The organism is Rhizobium sp. 10PS4 (assembly GCF_032464805.1).
In the GTDB taxonomy this organism is placed as follows: Bacteria; Pseudomonadota; Alphaproteobacteria; order Rhizobiales; family Rhizobiaceae; genus Rhizobium; species Rhizobium laguerreae.
Genome location: NZ_JAWDIW010000002.1, coordinates 328,653 through 351,490, shown reverse-complemented (window position 1 = coordinate 351,490; position 22,838 = coordinate 328,653). Strand labels below are relative to the sequence as shown.

The window sequence follows — 22,838 nt, the reverse complement described above, 5'->3', positions numbered from 1 at the left end:
TTCGGATCGTCAAATGTAATGATATAACATTAATAAGACTCTGATGAGGTTCCCATGGACATTAGACTTCCCGTCACGGTGCTTTCAGGCTTCCTCGGCGCCGGCAAGACGACGCTGCTCAACCACGTGCTGAGCAATCGCGAAGGCTTACGCGTCGCGGTTATCGTCAACGACATGAGCGAGGTGAATATCGATGCCGCCCTGGTGCGCGACGGCGGCGCCAATCTCTCCCGCACCGAGGAACAGCTCGTCGAGATGACCAATGGCTGCATCTGCTGCACGCTGCGCGACGATCTGCTGAAGGAGGTGCGCCAGCTCGCCGATCAGGGCCGCTTCGACTACCTCTTGATCGAATCGACCGGCATCGCTGAGCCCCTGCCCGTTGCCACCACCTTCGAATTTCGCGACGAGAATGGCCAAAGCCTTTCCGACGTCGCAAGGCTCGACACCATGGTAACCGTCGTCGACGCCGCCAATCTTCTTGCCGATTATGCCTCGGCCGATTTCCTCGCCGACCGCGGAGAAACGGCCGGCGACGGCGACAACAGAACCATCGTCGACCTGCTGGTCGAACAGATCGAATTCGCCGACGTCGTGGTGCTGAACAAGATCGGCACGGCAACCAAGGAAGAGCGCGACGCCGCGCGCAAGATCATCACCGGCCTCAACCCGGATGCGAAGCTGATCGAGGCGGATTTCGGCAAGATCGTCCTGAAAGACGTGCTCGGCACTGGCCGCTTCGATATCGACAAGGCCGAAACCCATCCGCTCTGGTACAAGGAACTGCACGGTTTCCGCGATCACGTGCCGGAGACCGAGGAATATGGCATTCGCTCCTTCGTCTATCGCGAGAAGCGGCCCTTCCATCCGGCAAAGCTGCAGGCCTTCCTCGATCGGACTTGGCCAGGCGTGGTGCGCGCCAAGGGCTTCTTCTGGCTGGCGACGCGCCCGCACCATGTCGGCGAGATCAGCCAGGCGGGCGCGATCGTGCGCACCGGCAAGATGGGTCTCTGGTGGGCGGCCCTACCCCGCGAACAATGGCCTGAGGAGCCGGCCTTCATGCGCGCCATCGGCCCCTATCTCGACCCCGTCTGGGGCGACCGGCGCCAGGAAATCGTCTTCATCGGCGCCGATCCGATGGACGAAGCCTGGATCAGGAAGGAACTCGACGCCTGTCTGGTCGACAGCACGGTGTTTGCGCCGGAGCGCTGGCGCAACCTGCCCGATCCTTTTGCCAGCTGGAACAGGCAGGCGGCATGACGGCGAAGGCAATCAAACGCACTCTTTGCGTCTGTACCGAATGCGAACCGCTGCCGCCGATCGAAGGGCTTCATCCGTTTACGCATGAGGAGGATACCGACGCTGAAGTCGGAAGACCAAGAGGTTTTCTCGGCATCATTGCTGAACGGATGGTAGCATTGCGTCGGCAGGACTAAGTGATCATAATCGACACCGCGAGTCTGGCGGGAACGTCCCCTCACCCTCCCTCATTCCTGTGCTCGTCACAGGAATCCAGTGCGCCCAAGCCCTTGGGCGCGAGAGACCACTTCGTTCAGAGGAAACATTCACGGCGCAGACGCGCCGTGGCTGGATTCCTGTGACGAGCACAGGAATGAGGGAGGACAGAGAGCGACGATCTTATCCGAGACGGAGGCGCTTGCCGCCCCAGAGTCAAAAAGTCGGCCGAAGCCGCCCTCTTCTCATCCATCCGCCGATCAGCGACCGGCAATAATGCTGGAGATGACGCCGCTGGTGACGCCGATCAGCAGGTAATCGTTATCGGCCCGCACCCAGCGATACCCGCGCGGCGGAGGCGCGAGACGGTAGCGGCGGTAGTCGTTGACATCGGAGAACCGGCGACGCTCGCTGGCATTGACGCGGTATCCCTTTTTCCAATGCGACCGGACGACCGTCTTCTTGACGACCACCTTCTTCTGCACGACGACAGGCGGACGGCGATAATCGTCGGCGCTGGCCTGGGAAACAACCATCGGGGCAAGAAGGAAGGAAGCGGAAAGAAGAGCTGCAAAAATCTTTTTCATGTGGGGTTCCTCATGTTGGGCACGAGACCAAACTAGGGCCGAAAAGATGAACCGAAACTGAAATAAAAATTAAACTTTTGTAATGAAATCCAATAGCTATGGGAAGACGTTTATATTTTAGATTAAACTTATGCACTGTGACGAATATTTCGTCGCCATAGACGAGGCATCGGCGCCGCCGGCCAGTTTCGTCCTTTGGCAGCACCTCAAAGCATGACGGAAGAAAAGATATTTGCGGAGCATCTGAGGATGAGGTTGGGCGACGCCGCCAGTGCTCATCGCCTGGAAGGCGCCGTCGTGGAGGGATGTCCTGCTGCTGGCGGCGGCAGGTGCTCAGCGATTTGGCATAACGAGATGCTAAAAAAACTTGAAACGGGCGCATAATCGAGTTTCGAAGCGACGTATCTTGGGCACAGGAGAATTCTGCATATCTGGTGAGGGGACGATCAGACCAAGACAACAATGGAGGAAAACATGCCCGGTATCAGCATGCGCTATATCGTCGACGACGTCGACGCCGCGGTGGAATTCTACACGAGACATCTCGGCTTCTCCGTCGCGCTTCGTCCCGCACCGAGTTTCGCCATCCTGACCAGGGACGGGTTTCGTCTGTTCGTCAGCGGTATGACGGGACCGGGCGGAGCATCTCAAGCAATGCCCGACGGGCGAAAACCGGAGCCTGGCGGATGGAATCGTATCCAGATCGAGGTCGGAGATCTGGAGGCGAAAGTCACCGCACTGCGCCAAGCCGGTGCGCGCTTCCGCAACGAGATCGTGCAGGGCATCGGCGGCAAGCAGATCCTGCTCGATGATCCGGCCGGAAACCCGATCGAACTCTTCGAAGCGCCCAAGAGGTGAACGAGGCGACGTCGGTAATGCGGTTCACCACGCGTTTTACGCTTCGCATCGATGAACCGCACGTATGATCCCGGTCATGCGGTTTGCCACGCATTTTGCGGCCAGCATAGCAAACCGACGCAGTATTTCCGATTACGCAGCCCGGCTTCGGCATCTCTCGCCCCAGGACTAGCCGGAACGCCTTGCCACCGGTGTGCGAGCGTGTAGTTTCGGATTCCCATCAATTCGAAGGCAGGGAAAACATGTCCGATTCCGCCGGCGGGCTCTCCGACTATGTTGGGATACTAGCCGTGTTTCTTCTTGTCGCCGCCAATGGCTTCTTCGTTGCCGCCGAATTCGCCCTGGTGTCGGTCAGGCGTAGCCGCGTCGCCGAACTCGCTGCGGCAGGCCGCATGAACGCCTCGGCACTTCAGCGCGCCGTCGACAATCTCGACTCCAACCTTGCAGCCACCCAGCTCGGCATCACCATCTCGTCGCTCGCCCTCGGCTGGGTTGGAGAACCGGCGCTTGCCCACCTGATCGAGCCGCTGCTGTCCTGGCTGCCCGGGCAATGGGCGACGGCGGGCGCGCATACTGTTGCCGTCGTCATCGCCTTCGTCATCATCACGGCGCTGCATATCGTGCTCGGCGAGCTCGCGCCGAAGAGCCTGGCACTTCAGCGCAGCGAGGCCACTTCGCTTGCCGTAGTGCGCCCGCTCGGTCTGTTCCTGGTGCTGTTCAAGCCGGCGATCTTTGTCCTGAACGGCATGGGCAACATGGTGCTGCGAGGCGTCGGTCTTCGCGCCGGAACCGGGGAATCGTCGTTCCATTCGCCGCAGGAGCTCAAGCTGCTGGTTGCCGAGAGCCAGGAGGCCGGCCTTCTCAACCAGGTGCAGCAGCAGCTCGTCGAGCGGGTTTTCAACATCGGCGACAGGCCGATCTCCGACATCATGACGCCGCGTCTCGATATCGAATGGTTCGACGCCGACGACAGCGAGGCTGAAATCCTGAAGACCATCCGCGAATGCAGCCACGAACAATTGCTGGTCGCCAGGGGCTCGATCGACGAGCCAATCGGCATGGTGTTGAAGAAGGACCTTCTCGATCAGGTTCTCGACGGCGGCAAGGTCCGGCCGATGGAGGTGATCAAGCAGCCGCTGGTGCTGCATGAGGGCACCTCGGTCGTCCGCGTGCTCGACAGTTTCAAGGCCTCACCCGTTCGCCTCGCGATCGTCATCGACGAATATGGCAGTCTCGAAGGCATCGTCACCCAGACAGACCTGCTCGAAGCCATCGCCGGCGATCTGCCGGGGTCCAACGAAGAGCCCGATATCGTCGTCAGGGAAGACGGGTCGCTGTTGATCGATGCGATGATGCCGGCCTTCGACGCCTTCGAACGGCTAGGCCTGCGCGATCGTCCGGATGCCGATTTCCATACGCTGGCGGGCTTCGCGCTGCATCAACTTCAGCACATCCCCGAAGCTGGCGAAACCTTTGTCTTCGACAACTGGCGCTTCGAGGTGCTCGACATGGACGGCATGCGCATCGACAAGATGCTCGCGACGCGCATTTCCATGGATGGGGCGGAGGCCTAAAGCCGGAAATGCTCTAGTTCACCGCCAGCGTCCAGAGCATTCCCGCGGCTGCGCAGGCTAGCAGCGTCGCGATGACGGAAGCCTTGAAGCGGAAGATCGCTATCGCCGCGGCGGCAGACAGCGCCATTGCCGCCGGCACGGCCGATTGCAGCACGGGAATATCGAGCCGCAAGCCGCCAAGCTGGACGGTCGCAACCTCGGCAAACAGCGTGTGCAGGGCAAACCAGATCGCGAGGTTGAGGATGACCCCAACCACCGCCGCTGTTATGGCCGACATCGCGCCGGCGAGCGCGATGTTGCCGCGCAGTTTTTCGATGAACGGCGCACCGAGGAAGATCCAGAGAAAACAGGGCACGAAGGTGACCCACGTCGTCAGCATCGCCGCCAGCGTGGCGGCTAACATGGGATCCAGCGATCCGGGATCGCGGTAGGCGCCCATGAAGCCGACGAACTGCACGACCATGATCAGCGGTCCCGGCGTCGTCTCGGCCATGCCGAGACCATCTAGCATCTCGCCGGGTTTCAGCCAGCCGAAATGCTGCACGGCCTCCTGTGCGACATAGGCAAGCACGGCATAGGCCCCGCCGAAGGTGACGACGGCCATCTTGCTGAAGAACAGACCGATTTCGGCAAAGACGTTATCGGCACCGAATGTCGCGTAAATCGCCGCGAGCGGAGCGAGCCAGAGGGCGAGCAGCACGGCCGAGATGCGCAGCGACCAGGCGAGGTTTGGACGAGCATGCGCCGGTATGTCCTCGCCCAGCGCTGAATCGGCATCCGACAACACCGCCCCGCTGCCCGCCTTGTGTCCGCCACCAGTCCTGAAGGCGGCGATCCCGGCCCGGCCGCCGAAAAAACCGATAATGCCGGCGGCAAGTACGATCAGCGGGAACGGGACATGGAGAAAGAAGATGGCGATGAAGGCCGCGGCCGCGATACTGACCATGACGCGATTCTTGAGCGCGCGGCTGCCGATGCGAATGACGGCCTGCACGACGACAGCGAGCACCGCCGCCTTCAGCCCGAAGAATAGGCCGGCGACGATGGCGACGTTGCCAAAGGCGGCATAGATGTAGCTGAGACCGAGAATCGACAGAAGTCCCGGCAGCACGAACAGAATGCCGGCAACGAGACCACCCACAGTCCGGTGCATCAACCAGCCGATATAGATGGCGAGCTGCTGCGCCTCGGGGCCGGGAAGCAGCATGCAATAGTTCAGCGCGTGCAGGAAACGATGCTCACCGATCCATCGCTTCTCGTCGACGATGATGCGGTGCATGACGGCAATCTGGCCGGCCGGGCCGCCGAAACTCAATGCAGCGATCCGCAGCCAGACCCGGAAAGCCTCGCCAAACGAGACGCCGTGATTATGTTCCTTGCCTGTGTCTTTTTCCACCATCTCGCCGGCGGACGCATTTCCTGTCATCTCGACCATCTCATGCCCTCTTCTTTGGAGCGGGCCAGTTGTGGGTTTCCTCGGTTGCGTCGCGGCACCAGCGGAAAAAAGCGTCGTAGAGAAGCATCCCCGCCTCGAGTTGCTCCAGATCGTCGGAATACATTCTGGAGAGGCCGAGCGACGCCGCAAGCAGGCCCGCCGCCTCGGGGGCAAGATCGAGCCTTGCGGTATCCGCCGCCCTGACGATCCGCGCCAGGCGCAGAAGCGGTTCCGACGCTAGCCCGAACTCTTCGATCATGACGTCGAAAGTGCATAATTCGCCGCGATGGCTCCAGAACACGTCTTCGATATCGAAGGGCGTCGCCGCGAAGCGCTCGCTGACGGCTAAAACGTCAGGCGCCGGCACGAACAGGAACACGGCGTTCGGATCGACGAAGCGCCGGATCAACCAAGGACAAGCGATACGATCGATCTTCGGCCGTGCGCGCGTCACCCAGACGGTGCGCTCTTCAGCGTCGCGTTGCGGCAGCTTTGCATCGGGCACGGCCGGTCCGCCCGCGATCCACGCCTCGAAGCCACCTTCGAGGCTTTCCGCGTCGAGCCCGGCATGGCGGAGATAGGCGGCAACACCATGACTGAGCTTGCCGCCTCTCTGGCATACCACGACCACGGCTTCGGCATCGACACTGCCAACCCAAGACGCGACGCCGGCATGGGCGCGCCGGATCGAGCCCGGCACCAGGCGCGGATCGAGCGCGAAGTCCTCCTCCGTGCGCACGTCGATAATCATGGGAGCCCCAGGTGTCCCGATGAGACGGCTGAGCTTTTCAGGTGAGATTTCTAGAAATGACGGCATGACGCGTCCCTCCGTTGATCGGTTTTACTGGACGCGATTCTTCAGCATGACGCCTCGTGGGGTGATCGCGACCCCATGCAGAAATCATTCGCAAACAGACCCCGTGGTGTCAAGCGCATTGCGCCCAGGCGGCTGCCGTCCGCACCGGCGGGCTGCCATCCACCAACGCACCCGATCAGCCGGCAGCTCTACTGCCGGGTCCCTGCTGGTCGTCCCCAAGCAGATGAGCAAGGGGTGTGAGCGACAAAGCCCGCGAATGCGCGGAGCGCCAGTAAAGCGAGAATAATGAGTACGAAAACCCAATCAGCACAAGCGCTTCGGCCCAGAACGGAACAAAATGCCCACTTCGGCATTCTTCTGTCACCGAAAGAGGAGAAAGTACCATGACGTACGACCCCAATAATGCCAACGACCCGAACCGCCCGCTGAACCCAAATCTGGATCTGCGCACCACGCCGAGCGCGCGCAGCAGTAATACGTGGGTTGTCTGGGTCGCTGCATTGGCCGTGATCGCTGTCGCTGCATTCGCCTATTCGCAGTGGAGCACCCCCGGCACATCCCCGGACACGACAGCCTCCACGACCCAATCAGAGCCGGCGCCGGCCAAGCCGATCGCTCCAACCGACAACAGCGCAACGCCTGCACCGGCACCAGCACCGGCCACCCCGCCGGCTGCCCCTGCACAGCAGTAATCGCTGCCCGGTCAGAAGAAGCCGACCCAGTGCCGGCTTCCTCTCGGCTGCGAGCTCTTGAAGATTTTTAAGCAAACCCTATTTAAGGGATACTAAATCTGTCTCTGACGGCTGACCACGGAGGTACTGGCAGCCGTTATCGAGACTGATCGAGGAAGGTCGGTGCGAGTTTCGCCCGGCCTTTTTTCTTGACCTCGTCATCCATGCCGAACAGGCTACTGGCAACGCCTGCATCAGGATATTATTTGGGAATCCTATTATAGAAGGACTGCGGATCGTACACGCACTCGTAGTCGAGGAGGCAAAGCTTGCCATTGGCATCCCTCACCCTCGCGGTGTCGTACTTGTCGCCGAGATTGCATCTGGCCGGCGGATAACGGAAGCTGCGGCCGCCAAAGCCCATGCGCACAAAAACCGCCTTGTCCTTGCGGATGATCTGCGCAAGCTCTTCGCAATTGTGATCCCTGGCATTGACCTCCACCGCCTCCGCGGCAAGAGCGACGGACGGAAACAACAGTGCGACGGCCAGAACAACGCTTTTCATGGAAACTCCTGAATGAGAGAGAGCGAAGGTAGGGCATCGCACCGCGTGCCGCCAGTGCGGGAACCGCCGCAATTATACACTGAGCACAGCTCTGCCTTTTTACCTCTCGTTTTTCATCGTCGCAGGCCTCTGGCTCGCAGGCATGAAACTGAGCGGCGGCGATTGAGGGACACACAAAGAACGATTTTCGGAAAGCGCGATGCGCTAGGGAAAGTTATAGGGCGACGCAGGGTCGAAGACGCAGGAATAGTCAAGGATGCACTGCTTTCCCAGCGCATCGCGCAAACTGGTCGTGGTGCGCTTATCGCCCATGCTGCATTGGGCGGGCGGATAGCGGAAACTGCGGCCGCCGAAACCGACGCGGACAAAGACCTTTTTGTTCTGGCGGATGATCTGCGTAAGCTCACTGCAGCTATGCTCGCTCGCTTTGACGTTCATGACGCCTGCGGCAAAGGCAGGCAACGGCAGAGACAATGCGACGGCAAAAATAACGCTTCTCATAGCCCCCTCCCGATACGCGAGAGGGAGATAGGGCGCACGGACCGACGCGGCCAGTCCCGCGGACAGCGCGAACCATGCCGCTCGCTTCGAGAACAGTTTCCGGCAGGCCGGAAAATCCGGCCTGAATTCGAATATATCAATCTTTTCAAGAAATTTGGTGGGTGATGTAGGGCTCGAACCTACGACCCGCTGATTAAGAGTCAGCTGCTCTACCAACTGAGCTAATCACCCGTTCGCGCTTGGCTGCGCGGTGTGACGGGGCGTATAAACAGGATCGGCAGCCTTGTCCAGCGCATAGCCGAAATTTCTTTGGTTAATCGCGAAGATTTTTCGGTTTGGCTGAAATGCAGCCCATTACCCCGAAAATCGGAATCGATTTTCGGAAAGGATTATGCGCAGATTCAAAGTGATAGAGCGTCGCTTAGCGCGTCCTTGGGCGCGGCGCTCCAATACATGTCGCCCAAAAGTGCGCAGCGGTTTTGGGATAACGACTTGCATAAAACAAAGACTTAAAGCGCGTCGCATGAATCCGGATTGACGCGACGCGCTTTAACGAAATCAAAGGTCGAGCGTGCCGCTGGCCAGCCGCACTGCCTGGCCGCCGATCCGCGCGTTAGAGATTGTCCCGCCGTCGACATCGATATGCAGGTGGATGAAGGACGGCCGGCCCATCTCGACGCCCTGCTCGATCATGATCGGGTGATGCCCGTCCGTCAGCCGGTCGAAATGGTGGATCGCACCGGAGAGTGCGGCCGCCGCCGAGCCGGTGGCCGGATCTTCGGCGATGCCCATGCCGCTTGCGAACATGCGCGCATGGAACTTCGCCACGTGGTTGACGCCGCCGCGGCAATAGACATAGGCCGAGGCAAGCGCGCCATCGACGAAGGGCACGATTTTTTCCCAGAGTTGCGGATCGAATTCCACCCGCTGCGTGGCTCCGACATCGTGCACCGGAATGAGCAGGAAGGGAACGCCGGCGCTCCAGACGGAGGGCACATGATTTTCGAAGCCGATCTCGGTCACCTTCAGCGATAGCGCATCGGCGATGCCGAGCTTGTCGAGCGGCATGATGGCCGGCTGCGATTTGCGCGGCAGGTCGAATTCGGCAAAACTCGCCTCCCCCTCTCTCAGCCGCACCGCGCAGCGCACCGGCCCGACATTTTCCTCGAGCACCGAGACAAGATCGCGCGTAGCAGCACCATGCGCCCGTTCGGCCAGCGCCACCGCCGTACCGACCGTCGGATGGCCGGCAAAGGGCAGTTCGCGCCCCGGCGTGAAGATCCTGAGCTTCGCCGCATAGGCGGGATTGGTCGAAGGCTGCACGAAGACCGTTTCGGAGAGATTGATCTCCCGGGTGATCGCCTGCATCGCCTCGTCGCTGAGATCGTCTCCGTCGAAGATCACCGCCAGCGGATTGCCCGCAAGCTTTCGATCGGTGAACACGTCATAGACGCTGTAGCTTCGCGCCACATCGGCCTCCTTGAATCGTCATCGCGCCGCCAACCTGCCCGACCACGCGAGCGAGTGCAAGGCGCTAAAACGCGTCACGTCAACCGGATTCACACAACGCGCTTTCGATCTTTACGTGATGCGTGTCGTTATCCCGAAACGCTACATGGCTTTGGGCGGCATACATCAACTCCGCTCGGCCTTACCGAAATACCAGTCGATCACGGGCAACATGGCGATGTTATAGGCATGGGCGGAGGGATCGGCCGAGCGGATCGCCACCGCACCCGCGATCTCCTGATCCTCGGCGACGAGCATATGCCGCTCGATCCGCTCGATCATCTCGTCCGCCGTCATGTCGAAGCGGAATAGCCGCAGCAGCGTCACCGTGCGCTTGTTATGGGTGGCGAACAGCCCCTCACCCGCGACGGATTCGGCAAGATCGAGCCCGGTCTCCTCGTGGACTTCGCGGCGCATGTTCGCCTCGATGTCGCAGCGCCCCTCGACGATATCCTCCGGCTCCAGCGAGCCGGCGGCGAAATAGACCTGGCCGGGATTGGCGGTATGGGCGCCCATGCGGATCGCCACCAGTGCGCCGTCGGAGGTCTCGAGCACCGGATAGGCGAAGATGTGAATGCCGCCCTGGCGCTGCGGCTGCCGGCGCCACCACATGAAAGCGGAAAAGGGAATGACGTAGCCCTCGCCGGCAATCCCGTCTTCACCGAGCGATACCAACCGCTGGAACACCATGCGCCCGTCGAACAGCGCCGGATTGGCAGCGGTCTCCCTGACCCAATTCTCCCGGATCGCCGCTTCTTCGGCGGCGACGAGGGGATGGGGACCGGGCAGAATGCGCAGATCCACGCCGGCAATCGGAAAGATCGTCGCCTCCGGCGGCCAGCCGGCGAAATCATCGGAAAAATTGATGTTGGTGAAATTCGCGTTCAAATTTGCATTCATGGGAGATCCAGTGTCATGACGACGGGGCAGTGATCGGACGCCTTCGGCCTGTCCCAGCCGGTGCGCGGATAACGCTCCACCTCCTGCCCCGGCGGGAAGACGGTGCGGTAGGGCTGGCCGCTGCGGATGATTTCGGGCAGGCGGCCGGCATTATGGGCGGCAAATGCTGGCGAAAGCCAGAGATAGTCGAGTTGGCAAAGCCACTGCTCCTGTGGCCCGCGCGCGTGATAAAGCGTCCAGCGGTCGAGGGGGTCGCGGCGGCGCACGACATTTTCGGCAAAGCCGTCGCGACTGAAAACGTCGAGCGCGCTTTCGGTCTCGTTCTGATATTCGAAGCGATAGCCGGTGCCCCGGCGGCCGATGACATCGACACGCTCCTGATAATCGTTCATGTCTCCGCAGATGGCGAAGCTCTTCGTACCGGCTTGCTCCGCACTGAAGCGATCCTCGATGATGCGGCGCACGGCGCGCGCCTCGGCGCGGCGGATCGGCATGGTCGATTGCCGCCCGTCCAGCCCGTCGCGCGGATTGCCCATCGACTTGAAATGCACGACGTAGAGCGAAAACGGCCGGCCGCCGATCAGAAGGTCAAGCTCCAGGCAGTCGCGCTTGAAGATCTTGTCGTCGATGCGGTTGGTGAGCATCAGCTCCTCATTGAAGAGATCGAGATCGCGATAGGTCGTCATCGCATGGCTTCTGATATCCCGCAGCTCGATCTTCTGGCCGTCGCGCGTTTCCTCGCGCATGACGACGGCAACATCGATGCCGCGGCCGTCATTGCCCTCGACCAGGAATTTCTGCCGGTAGCCGTTTCCAACCATGCGGAAGAGGTAGCCGTATTCGAAGGCCTGAAGGGCGGCCATGTTGTCGATTTCCTGCAGGCAGAGGATATCGGCATCCGCATCGGCGATAGCCAGCGCCGTCATCTGCCTTGTGTCGTCGGTCGCGGCGACTACCCGCGCCTGCTCGAGCTGCTGGTAGACGCCCTCGCTCGACACTTCGAAAAGCTTGATGACGCGGTCTTGGCGCAGCTGGTTGCGGAAGCCGGTGAAATCGAAACGAGTAAGCAGGTTTTCGACATTGAAGGTGGCGAGGCGAAACGACATGGAATGAGTCCGGTTGCGGGCAGTACCTTAACCAGTAGAAGCAGGAGGAAAAGATGGATGCCGCAAGAAAAGTGCGAATGGCCGTGGCTTTCGAAGCCCCGGACGTGATTGCCTGTGACTTAGGCCGCTGACATTTTCCCGCAGCCGCGGCCACTTTTGCGCGACATGCTTTAGATCTCTCAAAGCCGCCACCCGGCGCGGATGACGATGTGTACGACTTCACCGGGCACGACAGGGACGCGGCTGAAGGCGCGCAGCGTCTGGCCGTTGCCGAGCGTCAGTTTCGCAGCATAACGCTCGCCCTCGAAAAGCGCGGATTCGACGGTTGCCGGAGCCCCCTCGCCGCCGATGATCACATCCTCCGGCCGCACGAGGATATCGGCGCCATCGATATTGGTGGCCTGCAGCGCATCCTGCAGTTCATCCCATTCCAGCTGGCGTTCGCCGCCCATTACCGACAGTGTCAGGATCGCGCCGCGCCCGATCAAGCCGCCGACGATGCGTCCTTCAGGCCGCGCGTAGATCTCGGCGGGCGCCGCCACCTGCAGCAGCCGCCCTTCCGACATGACGGCGACGTCGGTCGCGAGTGCCATCGCCTCGCTCTGGTCGTGGGTGACGTAGATCATCGTCGCGCCCGAGCGCTGGTGGAACTCGCGAAAAGTCTCCTCCATCTCCTGTTTCAGGTGCCGGTCGAGATTGGCAAGCGGCTCGTCGAGCAGAACGACGTCGGGCGATGTCACCAGGCAGCGGGCAAGCGCCACGCGCTGACGCTGGCCGCCGGAAAGATCGGCCGGACGCCGTTCGGCGTAGTCGGCGAGCCTGACGGTGCCGAGCGCATCGCGCACCTTCGCCTGGTAGGCTTCGCCCGAGATGCCGCGCACTTTGAGAGGATAGCCGACATTGTCGGCAACACTCATATGCGGCCACAGCGCGTAGGACTGAAACACCATCGCCATGTTGCGCTTTTCCGGCGGCAGCGACTGTGCGGCATCGGCAAGCAATCTCTCGCCGAGATGGATCGAGCCGTCGCTCGGCGTCTCGAAACCGGCGATCATCCGCAGCACTGTCGTCTTGCCGCAACCGGAAGGCCCGAGCAACGCCAGGAAGCCGCCCTCGCGCACATCGAGCGAAAAGCCGCTGACGGCGGCGCGACCGGTGCCGAAAACCTTGCCGAGCTGGTTGAGGATCAACCTCGCCATGGGACCACTCCTTTCGGCAGTCGTTTCGCCAGAAGTTCGAGCAGCAGCATCAGCACGACGACCATGAGCACGACGAGCACCGAGAGCGCCGAAGCAAGGTCCGAGCTGCCGCTATCATCGAGATTGTAGATGGCGACGCCGAGCGTCTGTGTGCCGGCAGACCAGAGCAGCGCCGAGATTGTCAGCTCGTTGCAGGCAATCAGAAAGACAAGAATAACGGAGGCGCCGGCGGCCGGCGCAATCAGCGGCACGATGATATCGGCAAGCCTGCGGAAGAAGCCGGCGCCGGAAAGCCGCGCCGCCTCTTCCAGCGCCGGATCGAGCTGGTGGAAGGCGCTGACCACGGGTTTTAGGCTGACGGCGAAGAACGAGGAGAAATAGGCGATCAGGATGATCCAGATCGTGCCATAGAGCGACAGGTGGAGGATCGGGATCGGTGCTGCGAACACCAGGATGAAGCAGACCGCCATGACGATGCCGGGCAGCGAATAGGGTATCTCGATCAGACTGGAGACAATGCGGGAAGCCGCATCCCTGCGCCGCGTCAGCGCGTAGGCCGCAAGCACCGTCACCACGAGGAGACCAAGCGCTGTGGCTCCGGCGAGCGACAGCGAATTGATAAAGGCCGTGCGCGTCACCGCCTGCCGGAACAGGATCTCCTCAAAGGCATGCAGCGACATGGTCTTGAAGGTGAGCGGCACGCCATAGGCCGGCACCAGCGCGCCGGCGACCAGCGCGAAGAAGGGTGCTGCCAGCATGAAGAACAGGATCGCCCAGACGAGCGGTGTGAAAGCAAGGCGCCAGGCGCCGAGCTCGAAGGCCGCACTCGCTCCAGATAAGCCGATGACGCGGTAGTCGCGGCCGCGCAACGCCCGGTCCTGTATTATCAGCCCGACGACCGAGATGATGGCGATGATCGCCGAGAGCACGGCGACATCACCGAAGGTGCGGCTGGTGAAGGCGGAGAACTTGGTGAAGATCAACGTCGGCAGCGTGAAAATCGAGGCCGGAATGCCGAGAATGGCGGGAATGCCGAAATTGCCGGTGCAGGAGACGAAGGAGATCGCCGCACCCGCAATGATGCCGGGCAGCGACAGCGGCAAGATGATATCGCGGAACACCTGCAAGCTGGAAGCGCCGGAAAGCCGTGCGGCTTCGACGCCATCGCGCGGCAGCGTCATCAGCCCGGCCCGAAGCGCCAGATAGACCAGCGGCGCATGCTGCACGCCATAGAGCAGCGCAATGCCGCTCACCGAATAGAGCGGCTGCGGCGAGCCGAGTGGCGGGGCGATATGCAGCGCCTTCAGCAGCGGGCTGGAGGGGCCTGACATCTGCACCCAGGCAAGCGCCGTTACCTGCGGGGGGATCATCATCGGCAGCACGAAGAAGAAGCTGAGCAGCCCCTTGGCGCGGATATCGGTCAGCGTCAGCAGGAAGGCAAAGAGGCAGCCGATGACGAGCGAGATGATCGTGCCCAGAATGGCGGTGACGACGGTGTAATAGGTCGCCGACCAGAGCGACGCCTCGCTCAGAACATCAATCACGCCGCCATCGGCAAAGGCCGCCATTCCGACAATGGCGAGGCGCGCGAGCGGCAGCACGCTGAGGATCAGGACGACCACGACGACAAAAGGAAACAGCCAGGCGGGCTGGCTGCTTCCGGTTTTGATGTATCCGTACATGAAAGGATCAGTTCGAGCCGTAGATGCCCGAGAAGGTCTTGAGATCCTGGTCGGTATTCTTCAATGCTTCGGCCGCCTTGATCTGCAGGACCTTGATGGTGTCGCGCGCCGGGAAGCCGTCCGGCAGCTTCATGCCGTTACGGGCCGGGATGTAGCCGAGCTTCAGGAAGCCTTCCTGGCCCGTTTCGGAGAGCACGTAATCGACGAATTTCCTGGCGGCATCGGCATTTTTGGTGCTGGCAAGGATGCCGACTGGCTCGGTGACGGCTGAAACGCCTTCGCTCGGGAACACGAACTCGACGGGAGCGCCCTTGGCCTTCTCGCGGATCGGCATGTAGTCAACAACCATGCCATAAGCCTTTTCGCCCGAGGCGACCGACTTCAGCACGGCGCCGTTGCCGCCGGCAGCAATCGCGCCGTTTTCCGCAAGCGACTTGTAGAAGTCCCAGCCGAGTCCCGGACCGGCGGCAAGCGTCTGGGCGTGGATGAGGGCCGCACCCGAGGCAAGCGGGCTCGGCATGGTGACGAGGCCTTTGGCTTCCGGCTTGGTCAGGTCCTTCCAGCTCGCAGGCTTCATGGCGGCCGAGGTGTTGTACATGATGCCGGTGGTGATCAGCTTGGTCGAGTAGTAATAGCCGTCGGCGTCATAAAGGGCGGCATCGTACCCTGCGGCTTCCGGCGACTTATAGGCCAAGAGCTTGCCGTCTTCCTTGAGGCGCTCCAGCGTCACCACATCGGCGATGAGGAGAATGTCGGCAACCGGATTGCCGGCCTGGATCTCGGCCTGGAGTTTCGCCATGATCTTCGGCGTGCCGTCGCGTACCCAGTCGACCTTGATATCGGGATTGGCGGCCATGAAGCCATCGACCGTCGCCTGCGCGTCTTCGTTCGGCTGGCTGGTGTAGAGAACGAGGTTTGCGGCCGAAGCCGGAATGGCAAAGAGGCTCGCGGCGACAAGGGCTGCGGCAGAAACGATCGTTTTCATGGGAAGGAATCCTCGATTTCGATGTCCCTCCCTTATTAGGGGTCGTTGACAGAGATGTGACAGGGCGCGGCGGTTGGTCCACGCCCTGCGCCACTACTTTGCCACCGACCGGTCGTGACCTCTCCAGGGCTGCTGTGTCGGCATCGAATGGAACGGGCTGAGCCCGGCTTTAACGACGGCGGCATTCTCAAGCCAAATGATCAGGCTCACAACATCCGAGGGCCACGGCGCTCGCGCGCCGTGGCCCTCGGATCGAATACTACTTTGCAGCCTCTTCGATCAATTCCGCCACCTTCTCGGGATGCGACACCATCACGACGTGGGAGGCGCCATCGACCACGACGGTCCTCTTCGAGCTTGCCCGCTCGGCCATGAAACCAAGGGCTGCGGCCGGGATGTTCTTGTCGCCGGTGCCGTAGACAAACCACGACGGCAGCTTCTTCCAGGCGGGTTCGCCGGATTTGTCGGTCAGGGCGGCCTCGGTGACTGGACGTTGGGCAGCCGCCATCAGGGCCGCCTGCTCGGCCGGCACGTCGCTGGCGAACTGATCATGGAACTTCGCCTGGTCGATATAGAGATCGACACCGCCGGTGCTGAGCTTTACCGGGGCCGCCAGCGCTCCGCTCAGCGTGCCGCCCGGAAACTTGCCGGCAAGATCGGCAACCGATTCCCCTGCATCAGGGGCGAAGGCCGCGACATAGACCAGCGACTTGACGTTGTCGTGGCCGTTGGCCGCGGTCGAAATGACCTGGCCGCCATAGGAATGGCCGACGAGGACCACGGGGCCGGCGATGCTGCCGACCACGTCGGAGACATAGGCAGCGTCATTCGCAACGCTACGCAGCGGATTGGCCGCTGCCACGACAGAAAAGCCATCCTTGCGCAGGATTTCAACGACGCCGTTCCAACTGGATGAATCGGCAAAGGCGCCATGGACGAGGACAACGGTCGGCTTGGCCGGCTGGGCAACAGCAGCACCGGAAAGAAGAGCGCCTGCCAGGGCGACGGCAGCAGCAAACTTGAACATTGGTCATTTCCTTTCGTCGGTTGAGTTTCAAAGGAACCGAATCGGGAGCCACAAGGGATTCATGTGCTTGCGCATCCGTTGACGCAGCAAACCTCTGGAGCTTTCCGTGTTTGGCGTATACTTTGTGAGCGATTTCTTTGTACGCTATCTAATTAGGCCGCCTCACTTGCCGAGTCAATAGCTTGCAAATAGATCGCGCACAAATTATATTGAAATCAAAGGAGAGCGTGATGAAAGAAACCAGATCAAATGATCTCGCTGACGTGCCCAAGATCGATGAAATGCTTTGCTTTTCGATCTATTCGGCAAGCCACGTCTTTAACCAGCTTTACCGTCCCCTGCTCGACGAGCTGGAACTCACCTATCCGCAATTCCTTGTCATGACGGCTTTGTGGGCGCGCGACGAACGCACGGTGAAGGATCTCGGCGGGACGCTTTTTCTCGACTCCAGCACCCTCACGCCGCTGCTGAAGCGGCTGGAAAATGTTGGGCTCGTCACACGCAACCGAAATCCCGCTGATGAGCGCCAGGTGCTCTTGCGCCTGACGAAGAAGGGACTGGCTCTCAAGAGCCGTGCCACTCATGTGTTCGACTGCATCGGCAAGGCCGTCGGTCTCGACGCCGAGACTGTCAACAAGATTCGGGACACGATTGCTTCGCTTCGCGACAATATTCATAACAAGGACAAGCACGAGAGCTGATGCGGCCTCCGGCGCGTCGACTGCGCCAAGACGATTTCCGTCGACAAGCCGATGACATATTGTACGATCTGCCGCCCGGCTCGTGATCGGCCATAGCCGCCACATGACCGGAAGATGCCGGCGCTCAGGAATCTTTACCTAAGCCTCGCGAACACGCCGCCATTGCCATCTCGGAGCGTTGAAGTACGTCAGTCTCGTTTAAAGGAGGAGTTCCAATGGAATATCGTTTGCTTGGCCGTTCGGGCCTGAAGATTTCCACATTGACCATGGGCACGATGACCTTCGGCGGCGTCGGTTGGGCGAAGATGGTCGGCGATCTCGGCACCTCCGAGGCGAAAAAGATGATCGATATGTGCATCGATGCCGGCATCAACCTGATCGACACCGCCAACGCCTATTCATCAGGCGAATGCGAAAACATCATCGGTGACGTGCTCTCCGGTAAGCGGCCGCAAGGCGTGTTGCTCGCCACCAAGGCCCGCTTCAGCATGGGCGACGGCCCGAACGACCAGGGTCTGTCGCGCTACCACCTGATCCGCGAATGCGAGGCGAGCCTCAAGCGCCTGAAGACCGATGTCATCGACCTGTACCAAGTGCATGAATGGGACGGCCAGACGCCGCTCGAAGAGACGATGGAAGCGCTCGACACCCTGATCAGACAGGGCAAGGTGCGTTATGTCGGCTGCTCGAATTATTCCGGCTGGCACATCATGAAGGCGCTCGGCATCGCCAACGAGCACAGGTACCAGCGCTTCGTGAGCCAGCAAATCCACTATACGCTGGAAGCCCGCGACGCCGAATACGAGCTGCTGCCAATCTCGATCGACCAGGGCCTCGGCGTGCTGGTCTGGAGCCCGCTCGCCGGCGGCCTGCTCTCCGGCAAGCATCGCCGCAACCAGGCAGCGCCCGAAGGTACGCGCCAGTTCGCCGGCTGGACCGAACCGCCGATCCGCGACGAGAACCGCCTCTGGAATATCGTCGAGACGCTGGTCGCGATCGGTGAGGAACGCGGCGTTTCCGCCGCACAGGTGGCGCTCGCCTGGCTGATCGGCCGCAAGGCGGTGACGTCGGTCATCATCGGCGGCCGCACCGAAGCCCAGTTCCGCGACAACATCGCAGCCGCCGAGCTGAAGCTCACGGACGAGGAGCGCAAGCGCCTCGACGCGGTCAGCCTGCCGCCGGTGATCTATCCCTACTGGCACCAGCTGAACACGGTGAGCGACAGGCTTGGTGAAGCCGATCTCGAGCTTTTCGGACCGCATCTTCAGCAATAGCGTCGGCGCTCCTCCCTTGCACGGTGAAAGATATGCGTCACAAAAGATGCACTTTCACCGTGCTACCATGAGATCCCGCCACCGCAGCGAGGGTTTCCATGCTGAAGAACTACAACGTCCTGAAGGGTACGGCGAGCGCACTCGCCCTTGATGACGACAACGATCCCCATATCGAGATCCGCATCGAGGCGGACGGCGTCAGCTACCGCATCGCGCTGAACGTCCGCTCGAAGATGTCACCGCACGACCTCCTCTACGCCAATATCGTCGATTTCAAGCATCCGGCACTGACGGACGCGCTCGAAGCCCTGCCGATGGGCCTGACCGACATCCGCAAGGACCGTCCGGAGCTTGCGATCGACTACGTCCGCGGCGGGCTGATCGAGCGCGAGGACATGAATGTCGCGCCCTTCCAGCTTTCCGGCCCGAAGAACGATCTCAGGGAATTCATCGAACCGATCGTCGAGGAAGGCATTGCCGATCCCGACATCCATTTCTATGCCTTCGGCGAGGCCTGGGGCCCCGAGCATAACAAGCCCGACCAATATTTCGATTTCGAGCCTGGCAACGGCATCCACGACATCCACATGAACCAGGGCGACGGCGGCAGCTTCAAGGCCACCAATGGGCCGAACCAGGACGGCGCGCTGCTCGTCCATTTCAACGATACCGACGAATGGGCGGCGATCTTCCTCTGCTTCCAGTCCCAGAACTGGAACACCGATGCGGCGACCGGCCATCCCGTTTCGGAGAACCGCGGCGGCCAGGGCCGCGGCGAAGGCACACGCCGGCCGCAGCCGATCGTCGCCTCGTCGCTGCGCATCGTCGCCGCGCTGATCAACCCGGTCAACGGCGAAGGCGGCACCGAGGCCGAAACGGTGACGATCATCAACCGCTCCGACATGGAGGCATCGCTCGAAGGCTGGAAGCTGGAGGACGAAAACGGCAGAACCCAGACGCTGTCGGGATCGCTTAGCGCAGGCGAGCTGCGCACCATAGCGCTCGATGCCGCAGCCGGCGGCCCGCAGCTTGCCAACCGGGGCGGCGACATCATCCTGCGCAACGCCGACGGCGCCGTCGCCGATCGGGTCGGTTACGGCAAGAGCGAGACGGCGAACGAAGGCTGGACGACGATCTTCTGATCGGCGCCCTGCCTGCTGTTTTGCAAAACGGGAAGTCCAGGGAGCTGCATGGCATATCCCACATGTTGCCCTTCGCTTGCGCTCCGTGCATTCGCGGCTCTGCCGCTCACCCCTCAACCGGCTGCCGCCACCTTCTCCCCGCTGGGGAGAAGAGATTTGTGGCGACGCCTCGCCTCCTCGAAAGCGTTCGTCATGGAAGCGAGAGCTTACGGCTTGCTTCTTCTTCTCCCCAGCGGGGAGAAGGTGGCCTGAAGGGTCGGATGAAGGGCCGCACGGCACGCCCTCTCCTCAACCTCTCACGCTCAGCTACCGATCTCGGCCGAGATCAGCGCGCTCAGGCGGCCTATGCCGTCCTCGATCATCTGCTCGTTGGCGCAGGAGAAGCTGAGGCGGAAGGTGTTGGCGCCGGAACCATCGGCGAAGAACGCCTTGCCGGGCACGAAGGCGACCTTGGCGGTTTCGAGCGATTTCGCCAGCAACTTGGCGCCGTCCATGCCCTCCGGCAGCGTGATCCAGATGAACATGCCGCCCTCCGGCTTCGTCCAGCTGGTGCCTTCCGGCATGTATTTCTCAAGTGCGGTCAGCATGCAGTCGCGGCGTTGGCTATAGGCACCCTTGATCTTGGCGACCTGCGCATCGAAGCCGCGCTCGGCGACATCTGATATCGCCATCTGGTTGATCGTCGAAGAATGCAGGTCGGCCGCCTGCTTCATCAGCACCAGCTTGCGGATGACGGGCGCATTGGCGACGATGAAGCCGACGCGAAGGCCGGGCGCCAGCGTCTTCGAGAAGCTGCCGCAATAGATCGTGCGCGTATCGTTGATATGGCCCTTCTCGGCTATCTCCAGCGCCAGGATCGGCGGGATCGGATCGCCGTCGTAACGCAGCGACTGGTAGGCCGCATCCTCGATGACGGCGATGTCGAGATCTTCCGCCAGCGCCAGGACCTTCTTGCGGCCGTCAAGATCGACGGTCTCGCCGGTCGGATTGGAGAAGTCAGTGGAGAGATAGGCGAACTTTACCTTGCCGCCGGCAGCGGAAGCGGACGCACGGTAGGACTCGGGCGTCCGGTTGCCGTTCGGCGTCAGCTGGTCGTAGACCGGTTCATAGGCATTGAAGGCCTGCAGCGCGCCGAGATAGGTCGGCCATGTCACGAGTGCGGTGTCATCAGGCGACAGGAAGAGTTTGCCGAGATAATCGAGGCCCTGCTGCGAACCGGACACGATGAAAACGTTGTCGAGTTCGCAGGGGATGGCGAGAGCCGCCATCTGCCCGACCAGCCATTCGCGCAGCGGCTTGTAGCCTTCGCTGACCGAATATTGCAGCGCCGCGTTGACGGCGGCGCCGTCGAAGATATCGGCATAGGCCTGCTTGAATTCCTGATCGGGAAAGAGCGCCGGATCCGGAATGCCGCCGGCAAATGAGATGATGTCCGGCCGGTCGAGAAGCTTCAAGAGCTCGCGGATCTCGGATGCGCGCATGCGCGACGAGCGCGACGCAATCATGGTGTCCCAGTTCAGCATGGAGTTTCCTCATATTTTCTATACCGCCGACAAACCATGCCGCCGGAATTATGTCAATAATACTGACCTATTTTCTTGTCATGGTGACAAGAAAGCGATGATTCCTCTGATCGATGCCGAAACCGGCTGATTCAGGCCTTTCCAAGACCAGCCCGGCGGCGGTAGTGTCGCCGCCACTATTCAATGTACTACCAAGGTGCCAGCAATGACCGCTACGACGACCTCTCCTGAAATCAAAATCGAACTGCACAAGTCTCCCGTCTCGGACGCCGATCGCATCCAGGCACTGGAGACGCCCGGCTTCGGCAAGGTCTTCACGGATCATATGGTCCTGGCACGATGGACTGCCGACAAGGGTTGGCACGATGCCAAGGTTACGCCGAGGCGTCCTCTGGAGCTCGATCCTGCAAGCGCCGTGCTGCACTATGCTCAGGAAATTTTCGAAGGCATGAAAGCCTACAAGGCAGACGATGGCCGGATTCTGCTCTTTCGGCCCGAAGAAAACGCCCGCCGCTTCGCGCAGTCGGCGACCCGCATGGCGATGCCTCCTGTGCCCGAAGAACTCTTCTTGAAGGCGGTCGAAGAACTGGTCCGCGTTGACAAGGCCTGGATTCCATCCGGCGACGCCAGTCTTTACCTTCGCCCCTTCATGTTCGCCAACGAGGCGTTTCTCGGCGTTCGTCCGGCTCAGGAGTATGTCTTCTGCATCATCGCCTCTCCGGTCGGCGCCTACTTCAAAGGCGGAGCGAAGGCGGTCTCCCTATGGGTCGAGACCGAATACACCCGTGCTGCCGCCGGTGGCACCGGTGCTGCAAAATGCGGCGGAAACTACGCAGCCAGCCTCGTGGCGCAAGCGGAAGCCGCGAAGAAGGATTGCGATCAGGTCGTCTTCCTTGATGCAGCCGAGCATCGCTGGGTCGAGGAACTCGGCGGCATGAACGTCTTCTTCGTCATGAATGACGGATCGGTGGTCACCCCGCCTCTTGGCGGCACGATCCTGCCGGGTATCACCCGGGCCTCGGTGATCGTGCTCGCCGAAGAAAAGGGCTTGCGCGTCGAGCAGCGTCCGTACTCCTTCGAAGAATGGCGGCAGGACGCAACCAGCGGCAAGCTCGTCGAAGCCTTCGCTTGCGGCACTGCCGCGGTCCTGGCGGGCATCGGCCTGGTTCGACATGCCGGCGGCGAGTTTCTGGTCGGAGACGGACAGACCGGTAAGTTGACCAGCGAACTGCGCCAGCAACTCGTCAGTCTGCAGAAAGGCGTAACCAACGATGAGCGCGGCTGGACGCGCCTTATTCCGGCCTGAACTCCCGACGCTTCACGCGAA

At 61.4% G+C, this 22,838-nt stretch carries 22 protein-coding genes and 1 tRNA gene; 9 read left to right on the top strand and 14 right to left on the bottom strand.

Features of this window, described 5'->3' with window-relative positions; genetic code table 11:
- Positions 1–54 precede the first annotated feature (54 nt).
- Positions 55–1,260, top strand: coding sequence for a zinc metallochaperone GTPase ZigA (zigA, locus tag RWJ89_RS04625; protein WP_316030634.1), 1,206 nt, complete (start codon positions 55–57; stop codon positions 1,258–1,260).
- Positions 1,257–1,436 (top strand): hypothetical protein, encoded by a 180-nt coding sequence (locus RWJ89_RS04620; protein ID WP_316030633.1) that lies wholly within the window; start codon positions 1,257–1,259, stop codon positions 1,434–1,436. The genes zigA and RWJ89_RS04620 overlap by 4 nt, the downstream gene beginning before the upstream one ends.
- A 279-nt stretch (positions 1,437–1,715) precedes the next feature.
- Here RWJ89_RS04620 and RWJ89_RS04615 read toward each other — a convergent pair whose 3' ends face one another.
- A complete protein-coding gene (locus RWJ89_RS04615) occupies positions 1,716–2,042 on the bottom strand; it encodes an RcnB family protein (protein WP_077978695.1) in 327 nt (108 codons plus the stop codon).
- 474 nt (positions 2,043–2,516) lie between these two features.
- Here RWJ89_RS04615 and RWJ89_RS04610 point away from each other — a divergent pair, with 474 nt between their 5' ends.
- On the top strand, positions 2,517–2,900 hold the full coding sequence (locus RWJ89_RS04610) for a VOC family protein (protein ID WP_012758163.1): 384 nt from the start codon (positions 2,517–2,519) through the stop codon (positions 2,898–2,900).
- Positions 2,901–3,142: 242 nt separating this feature from the next.
- Positions 3,143–4,474, top strand: coding sequence for a hemolysin family protein (locus RWJ89_RS04605; RefSeq protein WP_077978696.1), 1,332 nt, complete (start codon positions 3,143–3,145; stop codon positions 4,472–4,474).
- A 13-nt stretch (positions 4,475–4,487) separates the two neighbouring features.
- Here RWJ89_RS04605 and chrA read toward each other — a convergent pair whose 3' ends face one another.
- Together chrA and RWJ89_RS04595 are read right to left on the bottom strand one after the other, a co-directional pair.
- The gene (gene chrA, locus RWJ89_RS04600; protein WP_316030632.1) at positions 4,488–5,909 is read right to left on the bottom strand and encodes a chromate efflux transporter; all 1,422 of its coding nucleotides are present in this window, start codon (positions 5,907–5,909) and stop codon (positions 4,488–4,490) included.
- Position 5,910: 1 nt separating this feature from the next.
- Positions 5,911–6,726, bottom strand: a complete 816-nt coding sequence (locus tag RWJ89_RS04595; protein WP_077978698.1) for a chromate resistance protein ChrB domain-containing protein — start codon at positions 6,724–6,726, stop codon at positions 5,911–5,913.
- Between the two features lie 383 nt (positions 6,727–7,109).
- On the opposite strand from RWJ89_RS04595, the gene RWJ89_RS04590 reads away from it, so the two are divergent.
- A complete protein-coding gene (locus RWJ89_RS04590; RefSeq protein WP_003541169.1) occupies positions 7,110–7,418 on the top strand; it encodes a hypothetical protein in 309 nt (102 codons plus the stop codon).
- 241 nt (positions 7,419–7,659) lie between these two features.
- Here RWJ89_RS04590 and RWJ89_RS04585 read toward each other — a convergent pair whose 3' ends face one another.
- From RWJ89_RS04585 to RWJ89_RS04540, 10 genes are all read right to left on the bottom strand, one after another.
- Positions 7,660–7,962: a hypothetical protein gene (locus RWJ89_RS04585; RefSeq protein WP_017961165.1), complete on the bottom strand. Its 303-nt coding sequence runs from the start codon at positions 7,960–7,962 to the stop codon at positions 7,660–7,662.
- Between the two features lie 204 nt (positions 7,963–8,166).
- Positions 8,167–8,463, bottom strand: coding sequence for a hypothetical protein (locus RWJ89_RS04580; RefSeq protein WP_020050710.1), 297 nt, complete (start codon positions 8,461–8,463; stop codon positions 8,167–8,169).
- Between the two features lie 155 nt (positions 8,464–8,618).
- Positions 8,619–8,694 (bottom strand) — tRNA-Lys (locus RWJ89_RS04575).
- 327 nt (positions 8,695–9,021) lie between these two features.
- A complete protein-coding gene (locus tag RWJ89_RS04570) occupies positions 9,022–9,933 on the bottom strand; it encodes a PhzF family phenazine biosynthesis protein (RefSeq protein WP_077978699.1) in 912 nt (303 codons plus the stop codon).
- Positions 9,934–10,098: 165 nt separating this feature from the next.
- Entirely contained in the window at positions 10,099–10,872 is a 774-nt protein-coding gene (locus RWJ89_RS04565) for an NUDIX hydrolase (RefSeq protein WP_222012018.1), read from the bottom strand.
- The gene (locus tag RWJ89_RS04560; RefSeq protein ID WP_316030631.1) at positions 10,869–11,978 is read right to left on the bottom strand and encodes an endonuclease/exonuclease/phosphatase family protein; all 1,110 of its coding nucleotides are present in this window, start codon (positions 11,976–11,978) and stop codon (positions 10,869–10,871) included. Before RWJ89_RS04560 ends, RWJ89_RS04565 begins: the two co-directional genes overlap by 4 nt.
- Positions 11,979–12,157: 179 nt before the next feature.
- Positions 12,158–13,177: an ABC transporter ATP-binding protein gene (locus RWJ89_RS04555; protein WP_025395200.1), complete on the bottom strand. Its 1,020-nt coding sequence runs from the start codon at positions 13,175–13,177 to the stop codon at positions 12,158–12,160.
- Complete coding sequence (locus RWJ89_RS04550) at positions 13,165–14,859, bottom strand: ABC transporter permease (protein WP_316030630.1); 1,695 nt, start codon at positions 14,857–14,859, stop codon at positions 13,165–13,167. The genes RWJ89_RS04555 and RWJ89_RS04550 overlap by 13 nt, the downstream gene beginning before the upstream one ends.
- A gap of 7 nt (positions 14,860–14,866) precedes the next feature.
- Positions 14,867–15,844, bottom strand: a complete 978-nt coding sequence (locus RWJ89_RS04545; RefSeq protein ID WP_316030629.1) for an ABC transporter substrate-binding protein — start codon at positions 15,842–15,844, stop codon at positions 14,867–14,869.
- 259 nt (positions 15,845–16,103) lie between these two features.
- Entirely contained in the window at positions 16,104–16,871 is a 768-nt protein-coding gene (locus RWJ89_RS04540; protein ID WP_316030628.1) for an alpha/beta fold hydrolase, read from the bottom strand.
- A 230-nt stretch (positions 16,872–17,101) separates the two neighbouring features.
- On the opposite strand from RWJ89_RS04540, the gene RWJ89_RS04535 reads away from it, so the two are divergent.
- The 3 genes from RWJ89_RS04535 (at position 17,102) to RWJ89_RS04525 (ending at position 19,988) form a co-directional block, all read left to right on the top strand.
- Positions 17,102–17,572 carry a MarR family winged helix-turn-helix transcriptional regulator gene (locus RWJ89_RS04535; RefSeq protein WP_131666348.1) on the top strand — a complete coding sequence of 157 codons (471 nt, stop codon included), beginning with the start codon at positions 17,102–17,104 and terminating at the stop codon, positions 17,570–17,572.
- A gap of 215 nt (positions 17,573–17,787) precedes the next feature.
- Positions 17,788–18,846, top strand: a complete 1,059-nt coding sequence (locus RWJ89_RS04530) for an aldo/keto reductase (protein ID WP_131666349.1) — start codon at positions 17,788–17,790, stop codon at positions 18,844–18,846.
- 98 nt (positions 18,847–18,944) lie between these two features.
- On the top strand, positions 18,945–19,988 hold the full coding sequence (locus RWJ89_RS04525) for a DUF2278 family protein (RefSeq protein WP_316030627.1): 1,044 nt from the start codon (positions 18,945–18,947) through the stop codon (positions 19,986–19,988).
- A gap of 302 nt (positions 19,989–20,290) precedes the next feature.
- On the opposite strand, the gene RWJ89_RS04520 is transcribed toward RWJ89_RS04525, so the two are convergent.
- Entirely contained in the window at positions 20,291–21,511 is a 1,221-nt protein-coding gene (locus RWJ89_RS04520; RefSeq protein WP_222012024.1) for an aminotransferase-like domain-containing protein, read from the bottom strand.
- A gap of 205 nt (positions 21,512–21,716) precedes the next feature.
- Between RWJ89_RS04520 and RWJ89_RS04515 the strand changes: the two genes are divergently transcribed.
- On the top strand, positions 21,717–22,817 hold the full coding sequence (locus tag RWJ89_RS04515) for a branched-chain amino acid aminotransferase (protein ID WP_131666352.1): 1,101 nt from the start codon (positions 21,717–21,719) through the stop codon (positions 22,815–22,817).
- Positions 22,818–22,838: the final 21 nt, after the last annotated feature.

Coding starts and splice junctions, on each gene's coding strand:
- zigA (WP_316030634.1), top strand. CDS start 55: ATGGACATTAGACTTCCCGTCACGGTGCTTTCAGGCTTCCTCGGCGCC.
- RWJ89_RS04620 (WP_316030633.1), top strand. CDS start 1,257: ATGACGGCGAAGGCAATCAAACGCACTCTTTGCGTCTGTACCGAATGC.
- RWJ89_RS04615 (WP_077978695.1), bottom strand. CDS start 2,042: ATGAAAAAGATTTTTGCAGCTCTTCTTTCCGCTTCCTTCCTTCTTGCC.
- RWJ89_RS04610 (WP_012758163.1), top strand. CDS start 2,517: ATGCCCGGTATCAGCATGCGCTATATCGTCGACGACGTCGACGCCGCG.
- RWJ89_RS04605 (WP_077978696.1), top strand. CDS start 3,143: ATGTCCGATTCCGCCGGCGGGCTCTCCGACTATGTTGGGATACTAGCC.
- chrA (WP_316030632.1), bottom strand. CDS start 5,909: ATGGTCGAGATGACAGGAAATGCGTCCGCCGGCGAGATGGTGGAAAAA.
- RWJ89_RS04595 (WP_077978698.1), bottom strand. CDS start 6,726: ATGCCGTCATTTCTAGAAATCTCACCTGAAAAGCTCAGCCGTCTCATC.
- RWJ89_RS04590 (WP_003541169.1), top strand. CDS start 7,110: ATGACGTACGACCCCAATAATGCCAACGACCCGAACCGCCCGCTGAAC.
- RWJ89_RS04585 (WP_017961165.1), bottom strand. CDS start 7,962: ATGAAAAGCGTTGTTCTGGCCGTCGCACTGTTGTTTCCGTCCGTCGCT.
- RWJ89_RS04580 (WP_020050710.1), bottom strand. CDS start 8,463: ATGAGAAGCGTTATTTTTGCCGTCGCATTGTCTCTGCCGTTGCCTGCC.
- RWJ89_RS04565 (WP_222012018.1), bottom strand. CDS start 10,872: ATGAATGCAAATTTGAACGCGAATTTCACCAACATCAATTTTTCCGAT.
- RWJ89_RS04560 (WP_316030631.1), bottom strand. CDS start 11,978: ATGTCGTTTCGCCTCGCCACCTTCAATGTCGAAAACCTGCTTACTCGT.
- RWJ89_RS04555 (WP_025395200.1), bottom strand. CDS start 13,177: ATGGCGAGGTTGATCCTCAACCAGCTCGGCAAGGTTTTCGGCACCGGT.
- RWJ89_RS04550 (WP_316030630.1), bottom strand. CDS start 14,859: ATGTACGGATACATCAAAACCGGAAGCAGCCAGCCCGCCTGGCTGTTT.
- RWJ89_RS04545 (WP_316030629.1), bottom strand. CDS start 15,844: ATGAAAACGATCGTTTCTGCCGCAGCCCTTGTCGCCGCGAGCCTCTTT.
- RWJ89_RS04540 (WP_316030628.1), bottom strand. CDS start 16,871: ATGTTCAAGTTTGCTGCTGCCGTCGCCCTGGCAGGCGCTCTTCTTTCC.
- RWJ89_RS04535 (WP_131666348.1), top strand. CDS start 17,102: ATGAAAGAAACCAGATCAAATGATCTCGCTGACGTGCCCAAGATCGAT.
- RWJ89_RS04530 (WP_131666349.1), top strand. CDS start 17,788: ATGGAATATCGTTTGCTTGGCCGTTCGGGCCTGAAGATTTCCACATTG.
- RWJ89_RS04525 (WP_316030627.1), top strand. CDS start 18,945: ATGCTGAAGAACTACAACGTCCTGAAGGGTACGGCGAGCGCACTCGCC.
- RWJ89_RS04520 (WP_222012024.1), bottom strand. CDS start 21,511: ATGCTGAACTGGGACACCATGATTGCGTCGCGCTCGTCGCGCATGCGC.
- RWJ89_RS04515 (WP_131666352.1), top strand. CDS start 21,717: ATGACCGCTACGACGACCTCTCCTGAAATCAAAATCGAACTGCACAAG.